At 42.3% G+C, this 15,136-nt stretch carries 11 protein-coding genes; 4 read left to right on the top strand and 7 right to left on the bottom strand.

Annotated features, from left to right (window positions below; translation table 11 throughout):
- Nucleotides 1-712: 712 nt before the first annotated feature.
- Nucleotides 713-1,372, bottom strand: a complete 660-nt coding sequence (locus R7070_RS23550; RefSeq protein ID WP_318141314.1) for a hypothetical protein — start codon at nucleotides 1,370-1,372, stop codon at nucleotides 713-715.
- A 273-nt stretch (nucleotides 1,373-1,645) separates the two neighbouring features.
- On the opposite strand from R7070_RS23550, the gene R7070_RS23545 reads away from it, so the two are divergent.
- Together R7070_RS23545 and R7070_RS23540 are read left to right on the top strand one after the other, a co-directional pair.
- Nucleotides 1,646-2,662, top strand: coding sequence for a DNA-processing protein DprA (locus R7070_RS23545; RefSeq protein ID WP_318141313.1), 1,017 nt, complete (start codon nucleotides 1,646-1,648; stop codon nucleotides 2,660-2,662).
- A 10-nt stretch (nucleotides 2,663-2,672) separates the two neighbouring features.
- The gene (locus R7070_RS23540) at nucleotides 2,673-3,920 is read left to right on the top strand and encodes an HAD family hydrolase (protein ID WP_318141312.1); all 1,248 of its coding nucleotides are present in this window, start codon (nucleotides 2,673-2,675) and stop codon (nucleotides 3,918-3,920) included.
- A gap of 232 nt (nucleotides 3,921-4,152) precedes the next feature.
- Here R7070_RS23540 and R7070_RS23535 read toward each other — a convergent pair whose 3' ends face one another.
- Both R7070_RS23535 and R7070_RS23530 read right to left on the bottom strand, forming a co-directional pair.
- Complete coding sequence (locus R7070_RS23535) at nucleotides 4,153-4,782, bottom strand: HNH endonuclease (protein WP_033905444.1); 630 nt, start codon at nucleotides 4,780-4,782, stop codon at nucleotides 4,153-4,155.
- The gene (locus tag R7070_RS23530) at nucleotides 4,779-6,203 is read right to left on the bottom strand and encodes an AAA family ATPase (RefSeq protein WP_222133136.1); all 1,425 of its coding nucleotides are present in this window, start codon (nucleotides 6,201-6,203) and stop codon (nucleotides 4,779-4,781) included. The genes R7070_RS23535 and R7070_RS23530 overlap by 4 nt, the downstream gene beginning before the upstream one ends.
- Before the next feature lie 384 nt (nucleotides 6,204-6,587).
- Here R7070_RS23530 and R7070_RS23525 point away from each other — a divergent pair, with 384 nt between their 5' ends.
- Nucleotides 6,588-7,436: a hypothetical protein gene (locus tag R7070_RS23525; protein ID WP_222133138.1), complete on the top strand. Its 849-nt coding sequence runs from the start codon at nucleotides 6,588-6,590 to the stop codon at nucleotides 7,434-7,436.
- A 9-nt stretch (nucleotides 7,437-7,445) separates the two neighbouring features.
- The gene (locus R7070_RS23520; RefSeq protein ID WP_222133135.1) at nucleotides 7,446-8,882 is read left to right on the top strand and encodes a hypothetical protein; all 1,437 of its coding nucleotides are present in this window, start codon (nucleotides 7,446-7,448) and stop codon (nucleotides 8,880-8,882) included.
- Between the two features lie 262 nt (nucleotides 8,883-9,144).
- On the opposite strand, the gene R7070_RS23515 is transcribed toward R7070_RS23520, so the two are convergent.
- From R7070_RS23515 to R7070_RS23500, 4 genes are read right to left on the bottom strand one after another with little or no spacing between them, the layout of a single operon-like run.
- Nucleotides 9,145-9,603, bottom strand: a complete 459-nt coding sequence (locus R7070_RS23515) for a hypothetical protein (protein WP_318141311.1) — start codon at nucleotides 9,601-9,603, stop codon at nucleotides 9,145-9,147.
- Complete coding sequence (locus R7070_RS23510) at nucleotides 9,600-11,585, bottom strand: hypothetical protein (protein ID WP_318141315.1); 1,986 nt, start codon at nucleotides 11,583-11,585, stop codon at nucleotides 9,600-9,602. The genes R7070_RS23515 and R7070_RS23510 overlap by 4 nt, the downstream gene beginning before the upstream one ends.
- Nucleotides 11,586-11,589: 4 nt before the next feature.
- Nucleotides 11,590-13,452: a hypothetical protein gene (locus tag R7070_RS23505; RefSeq protein WP_318141310.1), complete on the bottom strand. Its 1,863-nt coding sequence runs from the start codon at nucleotides 13,450-13,452 to the stop codon at nucleotides 11,590-11,592.
- Nucleotides 13,449-15,044, bottom strand: a complete 1,596-nt coding sequence (locus R7070_RS23500) for a site-specific integrase (protein WP_318141309.1) — start codon at nucleotides 15,042-15,044, stop codon at nucleotides 13,449-13,451. The genes R7070_RS23505 and R7070_RS23500 overlap by 4 nt, the downstream gene beginning before the upstream one ends.
- Nucleotides 15,045-15,136 lie beyond the last annotated feature (92 nt).

Raw genomic sequence — 15,136 nt, 5'->3', positions numbered from 1 at the left:
CAAGAATTAATTTTTGTATTTATGAATCCTGAGAGAAGCCAGTAATCTCAATGGATTCACAACTTCCTCCACAAAAAGCCCTTTCTCTAACCAACACCTGAGAAAACCCTCTCAAACTTCTCAACTATCCCATCAATTGGATCAAACCAAATCTCGATGTTTGGATACTAGTCAGAGCTCTACAATACGAGAAAGCACTCTTCCTCATAACTACTCCTTTGCTACATACGATCATAACCCCGTGTAACAAACTACAAACAGGCTAAACTACAAACAGGCTAACCTAAATAGATTCTGCCCCTTTGTGAGTTTGATCGGATTGCAGCGCTAACTTCACAAAAGGCTGTTTGACTTATTTTTTGTAATACTATCAAGGTGTATACAAAAGTAATGTCGATTCACATCACATATACCTTGGAAAAAATCAGTTTCATCGAGCGTGACCGTTTTCATTGATTGCCATCAAACTTACAGGGGAGCCTTCATGCCCAAATATCAAATATTAATGAAAGACACAGCGGGCGAGGCCGTTGACTGTGCTGGCACCGATTTTTAATCACCGAATCTCTAGTTTTCTATAAAAACTACGTAATGATGGCTGAATTCCTCCTGACAAGGATGGGTCAAATGTCAAGAAGGTATCAACTTACGAAGAAATCGACTGGATAGCAGAGGCGAACAATCTAGACCCTAATTGGGAAAGTAATTAAACCTAGAAAGGAATGTCATTATCTCTTTCTGCAACTCGTTCAAGTATCTCGATGACGTCATCACAGACTTCTTCACGTGTTCTCTTATCTTCATAGTCCGAGCCAGAGTTCATCTTAGGTTGCTCAAGAGAAACTAATGCTTCATTAATGGCCTGCAAAAGATCATCATTGTCCAACGCTAGAGCATTCCTGCTATTTTCCCTAGTTTGCAATTGTTCGATTAGTTCACCCATTTGTTTCTCTAGTTCATCAATCTGATTAAGCAAATCTTCTTTCTCCTGCTCCCAACCATCCATCTGTTTATCAAGCAACTTGCTCTGATACTCTTGAGTAGATAAAGCAGCATTCCTAGCAACTTTGATGTCATGATTCTTACGAGATTCACCAAGAGTCTTGAGGACTAACCAATCTAAACTAAGCTGTAAAGCAGGGATAAGAGTTATGTAACCAAGAGATACCAGAGCAGGTAGAACTAGACCAAACCACCAATCTATTTTTAGGTTCTTTGCTAAATCTACCTTGTTAGGTAAGGTTTCAAAGGTGAATTGAAGTACAACAGAGTGATTCACAACTATCCAAGAGAAGACAAACGTTGCTATTAGAGGTGTTTTTAGACGTTCAACTACCGTATTACTAATCGCTTTACCTACTTCCTTATGCACACTACTTTCCTAATTCAAATCAATAAGTAAGCACACAATGGCATACTAAACATCAAAACTCGTACACATAAGCACTAACATTGCTTTATCAAGTAAAAGACCTCTTTCACCTTTTATCTTTCAAACTGAGCACCACTCTTAACTGATACTTTTTTCTTTTTGAGGTTGCTTTTTCTTTCTTTTAATCACAACTATCCCCCTAAGATAATTACAGTTTTTATGGTTATGGTATACTGAATGACCAAAGAAGATTAACTTTAGAACACGTTTGCCATGACAGAAGAACACGAATACTGGAGAGCCGAAACTGTAGCGTTTTATGCGCTTCAGTCGCTTCACGGTGTAGGCTTCAGAACCCTTTACAAGATCGCTGCTCAAAAGATTACTTTTAGGGAGCTAATCAAATCTGAAGACCCTAAGCATTTTGGTAAAACCCTTCGAATCAAACTCCCTACATCTGTACTTGAATCAGAATCAAGTTGGGATGAGTTTAAGAAGGAGCTATGGTCTAAAGGCACTTCTATAGCCCGTAGTAACGCCAGCAAGGACATCAAGGTAGTGTTCTATGGTCAAGATGCTTTCCCCAAACAACTAAGAAGCATCAATGAGCCTCCAATGTGGCTATTTGTTCAAGGTGCTTTAGCCAACCTACACTCCAAATCTGTAGCTATTGTTGGCAGTCGTAAAGCGTCAGAAGACGGTTACTGGCTAACTAAGTTCATCGTTGCAGCAATGGCTAACAACCAACTTGTCTCTGTTAGTGGTCTTGCTGATGGTATTGACCAGAAAGCACACATTGAATCACTACGATTTAACGTCCCTACAGTAGCAGTCCTAGGTACAGGCATTGATAGCAACTACCCGAAAGGCTCTGAGATTGTCCGTGAACAAATCCTAGCTGCTGGTGGAACAATCGTGACTGAATACCTAATAGGTCAAAGCTACAGTGGTCACAACTTTGTTCAGAGAAACCGAATTCAAGCAGGGTTAGCTACGTGTGTAGTACCTGTAGAGTGGAAGATTAAAAGTGGTACAGCCCACACAGTGAACTTCAGCAAAGATTTTAATCGTCCATTGGTAATGCCCTACCTACCTAATGCAAACCCTGAGAGTGATGAGTTAAAAGCTATCACATCATACAAGCATGGTGCTGTGTTTAACGTACCAGCACAAACAGAAGAACTAATTAGCTTCTTGAAGAATCAACAAATACAAGAATCAGAACAACCAAATCAATCACCAGATTCAGATTCGAATGATGGTGAACGACAGTTTTCCCTAGGTTTATAAGGATGTCAGAATGGCAGCAAAGCAATTAAAAGGCGTGATACTAAGCGTTGAAGATACGCTGGTGAACATGGGTGATGTTAAACAAGATGTCTTCGAGGAAGTTGAGAAGCTAATGGCTTACTTCAAGAAGCGAGGGATTAAACCTGTACTTCTTGCCAATCAGCAACGTTGGCACACTCAAGGAGGCGTTCGTCGAGACCTCTATGAAGTGCTAGAAGAACGCTTTGACGACCTTGCTGTATTCACTCGCCTACGTGACCCTAAAGTGCCCCCAAAGCCTCGTAAAGCTGCTACTGAATACGTCCTTAATGAAATGGGCTGGGAATCTAATGAGGTCGTGTACATAGGTAGTGACAAGGATGACATGATTACTGCCGTGAATGGTGGAATCCTATTCCTTCGTGCTACTTGGTACTCAGATAATACCGATTACGGTTTTGAATTTAGTGAACCAAAAGAGGTAGCTCGATTCATTGATACTCTTTGCTTGCGTGAACACTTCTGGAGTCACGAAATCGTAGATGGTGATTTTGAGTATTACGCCCTAGCTCCATTTAGCACAAGCCAATACAAACCAACCTTTGCAAAGTACTCACACAATGCACGTGCTGCTGCTAAGTTCGGTCAAGGTGATGTCGACTTCTGGTTAGGTGCTCTAGTTACCAGCATGTACTTTACAGGTATCCATAAACGTATCGACTTTGTATCCGCCTATCCCGGTCATGGTGAAGGTGTTGATAACGACAAGATGTGTGATGACTTAATGACTTTCGGTAAGTGCTTCAATAAAGGCTACCTTCATAACCTAGTGGAGCGTCACACAACCGCCACCAAATCACAAACAGCTCGTATCAACAAAATCCCTATTGACCATCACAACCAAATAAACACTATCAAACTGAATAGATTACCAACTAAGAACTACAATACCGTATACAAGAACCCACCTCTCAAGAAGGGTAAAACTGTCCTGCTGGTGGATGACATTTGTACTGCTGGATGGTCACTAGATGCAGGTCGCAAGTACATAGAAAGAACAGGCGCTAAAACAATCTTAGTGACATGGCTAAAGACCATTAATACTGACTATCGCTCTATTGGTGACATGGGCAACTTTAATCCATACACCGAGAATACATTCAATGGAGTGCCTTCAGGAAAGAGCTATGGGTATCATCAGTATCATGTTGATACAAATGCATCAGAAGAATTAGGTGACCAATTAGAACAATACTTAAACTGGGATTGGCCTGTATAACCACCAGATACTAAAAGGGAGGCTGTCGGAAGACAATATAGTTTGTCGATTCCAATAAAGATTGGTCGTTTTTTGGCAGTATCTAGCAGGCGGGGGAAGGTAAGCTACAACACTTTTGCCCCATTTCGTGCTGGAGAAAGTAAATGCGCCCCGTCTAACTTCAAGAGTTTTTCATAGATTTTCTAATGCCAAACAACTTTTCGGATACAATCAGTTAAGAGTGCAACTCAGACTAACTTAGTGCGTTGATTTTGCTTTGTAACATTTCGATAGCAAGCTGCAAGTTTTCTTGTCTCTGGTCATCAGCAGCCAAACGCAATACAGCTTGGATGATTGGGTCAACCTGTGTTCGGCCTCCCTCTTCGTGGTAGCGCAACAACCCACACACTTCGATGGTTTTCCATCCTTTACCATGCTTATCCCCCTTATACCTATAGGTTATTCCAGGCACCAGTGCGGTGATGTGGTCTTCGTACCTATCGTAGTGTGCATGGACGATAGTGTAACTCGATGATCGAGTGGGGAATTTGTTATAAGTAGGGGATTTGGTAATTAACGATGTACCTTTGTATCCATTACATTCTTTACAGGAGACACAGAGGTTCTCTGGGTGAAACATCCACTTATCAAAATTGTTTTTGTGCATGATATGTTCTAAATCCCAATCCCCACCGTGCAAAGAAGGTTTGTGAACCTTACAATAAGCACAGCAATATTCTTGCTGTTCGATGTAATGTCGTTTCATTCTAGTTTTGAGTTCTGTCACCGCAGGATCCGCCCATTTTTCATTAGGGGATACGTTTTTTTCCAACACGCTTTTGATGATCGCTTCGTCATTTTCGTTCAGAACAAAAGGGGTCATAGATACCCTCCAGCCAACAAAGTTGAGCGCATAATTCCCAGTAAGACTCTGACTTTATCGTGTTCTTCCAATTGAGATTCAAAGCTCAATAGCCAATTCGCAGTTATTAACGCTTCTTCGGGAGGGTTTTCTGTCTTACAGACAGAATCCAAGACCTCAATAATTTGAGTAATCAAATATTCATTGTTATTGCCTGGATTATGGAACAACGTCGCCAACTGATAATCTGCAGAGCGCTCTTTATGAGGGCGAGCATCAATTAACTTGCGATTAACCATATCGTACACGCAACTATTTGAAGCGGAGATGTCTGACACAATTAAGGGAGAGTGCGTTGCGATAAGGAAATGGCACCCTTGATAGCCTGAAAATGAGTCCCTAAGAATGTCTACAAACTTCTCTTGCCATTGCGGATGAAGGCTGATTTCAGGTTCATCGATGCAGATCAGTGCATCATCTTCTATAGAAGAAATAATACCCAAAAAGAGCAAGAATAAGCATTGCTCGCCAGAACTACGCTTAGCTAAGCCCGTCAGAGGTACATCGGATATATCAAGATCGTCTACATAATTTGAGGGACTTTTTGTGTGACGAACTGTCTCAAGATTTTCTAGCTCGATAAGTCCAGCCCTAAGCAGCGTGGAAACGACATGACGATCAATGTCAACGTCAGAAAAGGTCTCTTCGTGTTTTCTTAAGTGTTTTAATGTAAAAGCATTGCGATCTAAAGAAAGAAGGAATTCTGGTTCTTTGTAGATTTCTTCACAATATTGGATTAGCCCAAGAATTTCTTCTTGTTCATATTCTTCTAGGGCTTCCTTCAGTATCAGAGTTGTTTTTGGCTGTAATTGTTGGCCATTTTGCAAATTTGTAAAGTCATCGCTAGAAATAGCCACATTAAAACGCAAGCGCAATAAACCACCAAAATCGAACTTATGCAGGAAATTTGTCAACGCAACAAGTTTTCTCGTTTCAAATTTTTCATTGCCCAATAATTGTTGAATTGCTTTCGACGCGATACGTGTTGAAGGTGCTTGAAATGGTGAATAAGGTTTAGAACCTACGTAGGCATAAAACCCGTTTTGTTGAATGTCCTTCTTGTTCTTCCATCTTTGTTGGAACTTTTCAAACTGACTCGTTGACGCTGCAATCAACTTTTTTGGTAAAGGAAGGCCGAACCTTTCTCCTAATAGACTCCACTGAGCAGAATATTCCTTTACATCACGGACTGCTGTAGCAACGTTAGGTTTGTTGCTATTGAGCAACTGAGAGTACATTTCTTGATAATAAGCACAAGTATCAACTAACAGCTGCGTTTTCCCACACCCGTTATTTCCTATTATTACAGTAAAAGCGTTCTCTTCAGTTGACCCCAAATGCCAAAGCTCATGATTTGCGATGGTATTAACTCTGAATCCCATGTGATTATCCACACTATCCGATTGTATTAATATGGAATTTCTCACATATAAGTTAGTAAGTATAGTTGTTGAGGCCTGTTGGCAGTCAATTGTACGTTAGCCATACTTCTAGTTATTCGTCATGAACTAAATTAGCAAAGTCGCTGGTACACTTCTGTCCATCAATGTGTCAGCGAGATCTTGGCTGGCATGAAAATGCCACACTTCTGTTTATGAAACATCAGATTTACTCGATTCCGTTTATCAATATATAAATAAACAATGACTATGCAATCATGTGGTTGCATAATGAATTGCCTTTCAGGCCAAATCGCTAGACGTATACAGCTGCTAAATCCGGAATCAAAATCTTACTACTAATTAAATTAAAGGCTGACTATTCATATGTTTAATCACGATATCAAAAAGCAAGCTATCGCAGACTTAGAACGGGCAGATCGCCAATACAAACTATCTATTGAAACGGTTCAAAAATCGTCAGTAGCGTTATTCGAGCTCCGCCAGTATTGCAGTACAGAGCTTATCGTTGAGTGCGAAGATTTCATTAATACCCTGGCAAACTCTCCTAAAGAGTTCGAAAAATCATTCGGTGAGTACAAAGCTCAGGTAAAAGAATTTAAGAACGTATTGGAACAAATCGAGCAAGAGGTCATGGACGCCAATCTTAAAGCCGGTGGAACGGCTGGTGCCGGTATCGCTGCGGGTGCTGGCGTAGCTGCATTTGCCCCAACGGCTGCTATGGCTATTGCGACGACTTTCGGTACAGCATCAACAGGAACGGCGATTGCTTCACTAAGTGGTGCTGCAGCGACTAACGCAGCTCTCGCTTGGCTAGGCGGTGGTGCGCTTGCAGCTGGCGGTGGCGGTATGACAGGTGGAAGTGCTTTGCTTGCACTCGCGGGGCCAGTTGGTTGGGGTATTGGCATCACGGCTTTGGCTGGCGGTGGCCTGTTAGCTCGTAAAAAAAACGGCGAAATTGCCAGAAAAGCAAAAGCTCAAGAAAAAGAAATCAGAGCGCATAAAGCGCAACTGGATGTTAGTGCAACAGAGATCAAACGATTGATTGACTTGACCAAGCAACATTCACAAGGCATGAAAGACATTCTTAGCTCATTAGTGAATGCGGCACCGTTAGATTACAACCGATTTACTGAAGAGCACAAACTATCACTGGGAGCACTCATCAACCACATTCGCTCGCTGTCTGAGCTACTTAACAAAAGCGTTAAATAGGTAAACTCTATGAGCGTTGAGAGAAATAGTGCCGTCACCGATCAGATTTCAGGCGCCTTTGTCGATAATATCAACCAAGCTCGTCTGTTTGAGAAAGGGATTGAGCTCGATAAAGCGCAGGCTGCCTTTAATCTAGCGCAGGCCCAAGTAGATAAGGTTCGAGACTTCATCAGCAACCCTGATGGGATCTTAGGGTCGGAGGCAACGAAGCACGGTGAAATAGCTGAGCAAGTTGAGGTAGGAATACGTAACGCAAAGGCAGCTTTGGCAGGAATATCTGCAGATGATTTACCAGCAGATATTGATAGTGTAGCACGAACAGGCCCAGCCGATTATTTGCTGAACGATACCGAGGTCCAGTCTAAGTTTATCAACGGTGCCAACAACAACCTGAAACACGTATTAGACCACATGGAAAAATATCCGGATTTTGGAAGAGACGGTTCGTTCTACCATATCCCTAAGGATACACATGAGCTAATCGGCAAAATTATGTCGGGAGAAAATGTTGATGGGCTATCTCAAAGAAGCATAGATGCTATAAAGGCAAAGGTTGCAGAAATTGAAGAGCTTACAGGCCAACCGTTTAATTCAGTGGTTCAACCTGGCATTTCCGATTATGCAGAAGTGCAGCGTGGTGCGATCGATGACACACTGAATAAACACGAGGAAGAGCTACGCAAAGAAAGCGAACGACAAAAGGACCAAATTGAGAAGGAGCATGGGCCGTCGTTAAACGAGATGGGTAAAGCTGCCCTGATTGGTGGCGCAGTTGGTGGAGTGATTGCGTTCGCCTCGACAGCCTACGCGAAGTACAAATCGGGCAAAAACATTTTTGCGGGCGATTTTGACCGCGAAGACTGGAAAGAAGTCGGTCTTGATACGACCAAGGGCGCCGCGATAGGTGCTGTGTCATCAGCGGCAATCTATGGGTTAACTAATTACGCGTCAATGGCTGCTCCATTTGCAAGTGCTGTTGTTTCTGCAACAAAAGGGGTCAGTGTACTAACCAAGCAGTATATGGATGGTGAGATCTCCTTTGATGAATATATGAACTTGGGATTGGTCGTTTGTTCAGAATCTGCGATGGTTGGTATATTCACAGCGGCAGGGCAGACACTCATTCCGGTCCCTGTACTTGGTGCGGTGATAGGCTCAATTGCAGGCAAATTGTTTGTTGATATGGCGGGTTCTGGAAACAGTAAGCTGGCTAACGAGCTTAAAATCTTGATGTCTGAGTTCACTAAGAAACTCGATGCTATTTCGCTCCAGGCCTTGGAACGAATCAACAGAGAGTTTGATGAATTGGGTGATTTAACGACCGCAGCTTTCGAACCTAAAAACAATAGATTGGACAGCAGTGTAAAGTTAGCCAGAGCATACGGAGTATCGGAGTCCCTGATAATCAAGTCATCCAGTGAGTTAGATGACTTTATGCTGAGTTAAGATGAAAGAGGCCTGTTTAGGCCTCTTTTGCTATCTTTGCGAGCAACCCACTCATGAGCACATATCGAGCTTCCTGTGCGATTCATTAGAATTAGCACAGTGTATAGAGTTTTTTCCATATATTTTCTCATCTAAACAGAATACATATTGCTCCTGTTTGTAAAACAGAATTGTCCACAAATGCCTTGGCTCGTTTCTGCAACAGGCTTTTGCACAGAAACGATTAACCTAAGCCCCATTACACTTTGACCGTGTAAACATTTTACTTGATTGGCGTCACAACTGAGTTTTCATTCAATAACTCTTGCTGTAGGTCAAACACCCTAAAACGAAGTCTCGCATTTTCAGCCTCTAACTGCTTTCGGGCTTCAACAGCATTGTTACGTTGCACCCTGTATTTATCTTTAAGTTCATTAGCTTTTTTTAATTCGTGTTTTAACCTATCAAGCTCAGGCAAAGGGACATCTAGCTCAATATCTAAACCTGTTATCATCGCCTTATCACGGTTGAGGTTGTATTCATCGATAACAGGTTTCGCGTAGGCCACGAACGCTTTGAACTTATGGACATAGCTATTGCCAAGCTGCGCTTCATTATTGATACGGTTCAACGTAAGCTTACCTGTTGCTCTTACATGAATCGGCTTGCCATCTAATAAACGCTGAAATGCATTAACAAGCAGTCCCTCAACCTTGCCAGTTGCCTTATATTCTACTTTCATGTCCATACCGCCTTAATATCATCATTGAAGCTATCAAAAGGGATGCCGTGTTTGACCAATGCTGGCTCGATAGATTGTATTTTCTTCTTTCTGGCATCCAGAATTAATTCATTGGCATGGTCACCCATGTCATTTATTGCTCGGAATGAAGCAATGAGGTTATCCCGTTCCCTCGATAGACTTTTAGCAGCTTTATCAGTGATTACCTTATGATCACAAGGGGCTTCAACAATATCCATCAGGGAGCAAAGACGTTCACAATTACGGTTGGTGCAGTAGCCACCTGTAGGCAGCAATACAATGGATTTTTCACCCGCCCTTACCAAAGAGAGCAATTCATCTCGGGACATAATTATTTCTTCACCCTGTGCCAGTCGCTCTGCTTTATTTTTGGCTATGCGTTCACCTTCTGCACCGCTTAAGGTCACGGATACATTGTAAATCTCATCCCAGGCATCCACTGTAGATGCTTCAATAGCTGCATCAAACTCACTCATTAACCGAGTATCCATCAACAGTTGGTTGGTACGCGCTAGTTCGGAGTAATTCGCATACCAGTTAGACATGTTAGTATTGCGGTGTTTAAGCTGGTGCTTTACTGTAAGTACGTTCCCCAGACGTTTTTTTACCATAAAGACCACAAAACTTCGTCGTAAATCATGTGGACTAAGCCTTGGTAAACCGCCTCCGATTTTTAAGCTTCCTGCGCGTTCTGGATTCAAAAGGTCAAATTCTTCAACGTCTTCTTCGGTCGCATTAATGTTGAACGCTTTCAAATTTAATCCACACCCACCCCCACTATTAAAGCAAGCTTTTAGCGACACTTTATTAATGAGTGCTTCGCAGCCATAAGGGATCGAAGAAGAAACGAAGGCACTCTCTAGGTCTTGTTGCATTGCATTATATTTTCCTTTGGTTAACAGACCATTTTGGTAACCGTCATCCAGTAGCTCTAACCAATATTTTCTCGTGGCTTGCATGGAATCAAAAGCTAGCTCCAGTGCCAGCTTTGCAATAGGGGCAGTATTCCAAGTCGTATAAACTCTTTCACCCTTGTTTCCTTTTGTAGAAAACCCTGAGACCTTGGGTACGGCAGCAGTTGAATTGTCATAACTCTCTTTGTTCATGGAGAGTAACTCTTCCTTTCGGGCAGCTGAGAATAACCCCACACAGATAAAGCACATCTTGAGCAATGTATTCAACCATGAGCCTCCCCTGTCAAATGAGAAATTAGGAATGGTTTTTCGTTCAGGCCATTGGCGTGTTATGCGAGACATCCTGTCATCAAGTGCACTCTTTTGTGTACGGCTTAGGGCACTCACACGTAGCTTTTTAAGCTTAGCGTTGTGCATTTCATCTTGATAAGTGTAGAGCTTCTCCATGGCCGCAGAAATTTGATGGCGGTAGGGGTGGTAGGTTTCTACAAACTCAACCACAGTTTTTAAAATACTGACATGAATAGCTTCAGGAAATGCGATGGATTGACCGTTACCAGCATCAGGTTTAGCCCACTGAATATAGTCTCGCTTATAGACATAACGAGATACAAGACCCGCTTTGTACATTGCATTAATCACAGTGGCAAGATGACTGCACGTTGCTTTACGCCCAACCCCATGTAATGTTTGTGTGAGTTTTTTCCATTCTCGTTCGCTCGAAAGTAAGCTGAATTCACTTTTTCCCCAGCGTGTTGCGAGGGTGTTCAAACGAGCCCTAATATTTATTAACGAACCAACCGGTGCATGTGAATCAGAGCCTGATTCTTTCTTCTGCCACTGCATCAATGCATAGAGGTAAGACTGAATATCTTGGCGGTACTTCTCATCAATATTGCCAAAAGAGATTATTTTTTTGTTCTGTTTTAGTGCGTAAAAGTCCCACTCTAGATCAAAGACACGTGACACTCCTTTCCCGTAAGAGTCAAACGATACATACGGATTTCCGGCTAATTCTGGGCGAAGCTGTATAGGCTGTTGAGGCATAAAATTATCCCTTAAAAAATTGGCTTGCGCTGGCTCTGTCTTGGTAAAGCGGGTGGTAATCACCATCATCCACTTTTTGTTTTGCTTGAGCGTAGTTTTTAGGTGCTTTTTGTTTCAGCCTGAGAAGAACTTTTTTCAACATACCTTCCACAACGAAATACTCACCCTTAGGTGCGGAATTACTCGCCACTATCTCTTTAAGGTCTTCAATTTGATCCAAAAAAGACAACATCAACCAGATATCATTTTCTGACGCCACCAATTTATGGCTGTCACAATCAAAGCAAGCAAGAAAATCCGAGCAACGGCCCGTATCTTTGGAAAAATCAATGCCCAACTGCTTCATGCGCCTCGCTTCAGCAACAAGCTTCTCTGGTGTTGCCCCCGCGCATTTGATACCACTGGGCGTTGTCATTAATGGCTGCTCTTTGCTTTCGCGGGTACGCAATTTCTTATAATCATAATCTGATAAAATATCGCTGCGCATCGCCTTAGCATCCTCGATGGCTTTACCAATCTCCTCTCCTTTGGCAATAGCGCTTAACGCACTAAACGTGGCATTGAGGTTATTATCATGGTCTGCTTGGACACCACTAGAGTACCGTTTAGCGACAACATTCACGGTATTATTCATCCCCTGTGACACAAGGAATATATCTTCAGTGACTCGCATCAGTACATCAGATTTTGTGGCCCTGAATCGGCTTGCAGTAACCGTTAACCCCGTTATTTTCTCAAGTTGTGTATTGATATAACTAAGATTTGTACCATGTGTGCCGAATGTCCAAATCTCACCACTAGCGCTAAAGAAAGGGCAAAGCGGCAGTTCACTTGCAATCGGGATCCCCAGTGTTTGGAACATCAATTTAGACGTTTCTAGCCATCGGTTGAGCAGTTCTTTGGTTCTCAGGCTAAAGCCTGCGGTATTATCCAAATCCTTATAGCCAGCCCTGAATTTTTCACCGTCAAAAACAAACCGTCCACTACCAATACTTTTGAATGAAACATCCTTATGCTGCACGTTGGCGAGCACTGATTTGTTCATGCCTGTCAGCATTGAGAGCACGAAAAACCAATTGCGTGATGCCTGGTTATAAAAAACCTGTCGATGAAGTCGCTCAAGTGAAAGTGAGCTGTTCTTTATTGTTCCAGGCACGGGGATCATGCACTGCTTGAAACCATATTTCTTATTTGCAGTTAGCGGTGGTGTCCATCCTTGGAGCTTCGCTTGCTCAGAAAAAAGCTCTTCATCAAAAAACGGATGAATATCTAGCAGACCATTTTTATCAATTGCTTCCTGAAAGGCCAGCGCTCCCCTAACCAATATCTTGGATAATGGTTTCAACTCTGTTTCTATATGGAACGCTTTATTCGTAGCAGAAGATCTATTTGCAACGTTCGGTAGCACCTTAACGTCGGCTTCTCGGTTCCACAGTTTTAATAACACTGACAAGCCGTCTTTAATCCGCATTGCTTCCGATATCTGCAAGCCTTTTTCGGATAATTTATTGAAGTGTTTAATGCTATCAGTCATGGCTGCATTACTGAAAAGGTCACCGTTATAACCAATTCCGTCAAGATACCGGAAGTAACTAACAAGCCCAGAAAAGTAGTGCTGCTTTGTTATTTTGTGAGGTAGGAAGCTTAGCCTTTGGTAAATTTCCCTGACAATATCATCCCGATTTGCTAACACCTCATTCCCTGATCTAATTTGCTTTACTGTCGGGACGTTACGATAGCGCAGGCGATAAATGTGAGATTTTATGCCATTACCATTGTCTAAAACCATATCTTCAAAGTGAAGTGGGATAATTGGTGCTCGGGTATTCTCTATCGCAATTTTGGTACGTTTTCGACCTTGAATCACAACGCCCCCTCTAGATCATCAAAAGCGCCAATATAGTCCAGTACGTCCTCGTAGATTTCATCAGCGGAAGGCATATCTTGTGCTATTTTCAGGTATTCTATCGTCGTCGACCTATCTTCGTGACCAAGTAAGGTTGATACCCTATCCAATGCCTCATCGGGTGTGATTAACGGGTTGCCATAGTCATCTTTTTTATTTAAAAGGTGACGGAAGATATTCACGGCAAACGTTGAGCGTAAATTATGTAGGGAGCCGACAATAGGATGGCCAAGACCTCGGGTTAGGTTTGCAGTGTTACGTATCTCCACCCAGCGCCCGGTAAAGTCTTGTAGCCGCGTAAACATCGGTTTCCCTGATTGGGTAATAAACAGGTATTCCAACTTGGGGTTAATCGCATCATCTCCCTCAAAGAAATGCGTATTTCCTTCTTCTTTCTGCTCCTTGCACCATGCTTTGAATTTCTCCAGGCGCTTTTGATACCTGTCAGACTGAGAGTAATCGTAAAGCATCTTCATCAATGTGGCGGGGATAACGGTAACCCGACTTTTATTATTCTCTGCAAAGCCCTCAGCCGTCTTTGTGAGTGATTTATACTTATCACCAACACCCAAATCCATCACAGGCTTTTTAAACACCTCTTTGCCGTCCTGAATCATAGTTTCGGGGTTAACTATCTGTCCTAAGTGAAGGCTTGCTGCTTCTTCTCTCCGCAATCCAGTATTACGGCAAATCATGGGGTGCAGACAGAACTCAATCGGCAATGAATGCAGTTTATTGTTGTCACCATGACGAACCACCCTGCGGGATTTCATTAAGATGGTTTGCAGGATGTTCCATTCATTATTGGTAAACGGTTTTAAGTCACGGCGTAGATTACTGAGGTTTGTGCCGCCACTGCGCGATGATTTAGTAAACTTAATCCGCATATCCGTCGTGTGCACCTGCTTACGTTGGTATGCTTTCATACTGGATGCAGACGCCTCAAAATGGATATTCACTGTCTCAAATTGGAAAGGAGGGTTATTAAAGTGGACGCCCTGACGAAGGCAGTATTTATAAAAACCAACGACACTGCTCATGTATTGCCTAGCCGTTGTTTTAGCCAATACACCCTCAATAGCGAGTTGTTTGATTCCATCTCGATATTGGTAGGTTAATCGTTCCTGTTTATTACGAGGAAAGGTATTCCATTCTGGGCGGGGATCATCATAGAGAGGGTCAAAGTCCTCTTTATCGTATTTAGCATCCCACTCTGCCTGTTTGTCTAATACAAAACTGAAGTAATGGGCAAGCCCCTGTGCATCTGTACCAAGCTCAAGCACGCCATCATCGATTGCTTTTGACAATAAGAACTCATTAACCATGTCTAATGGTTGGTAGCTGACTAGTTTGTCTTTATCGCCATACCCAGTGATATGGAGTAAAGGGAGTTTCTTTACGGGGATCTTATTGCCATTGGCACGGTATGTAACTTGAGGTTCTCCATTATCATCAATGGATACCAGTGGTTTCTCGTAAACGAAGTTAGGTATAGTTGAAATTTCTATCTCTTTTCGTATGAGCTTTTTTTGATTTTTATCGTTACTAGACATACTAAATCCAATACTGTGCATACGAACAGCATATACAGTATTCTCAACTTTAAAAGTTAATTATGAGAATTTAGTTTATCAGGTAATTTTTG

Source organism: Vibrio sp. 1557 (assembly GCF_033340175.1).
In the GTDB taxonomy this organism is placed as follows: domain Bacteria; phylum Pseudomonadota; class Gammaproteobacteria; order Enterobacterales; family Vibrionaceae; genus Vibrio; species Vibrio alginolyticus.
The sequence above is the reverse complement of the archived record's forward strand: the minus strand, read 5'-3'. Positions and strand labels throughout refer to the sequence as shown.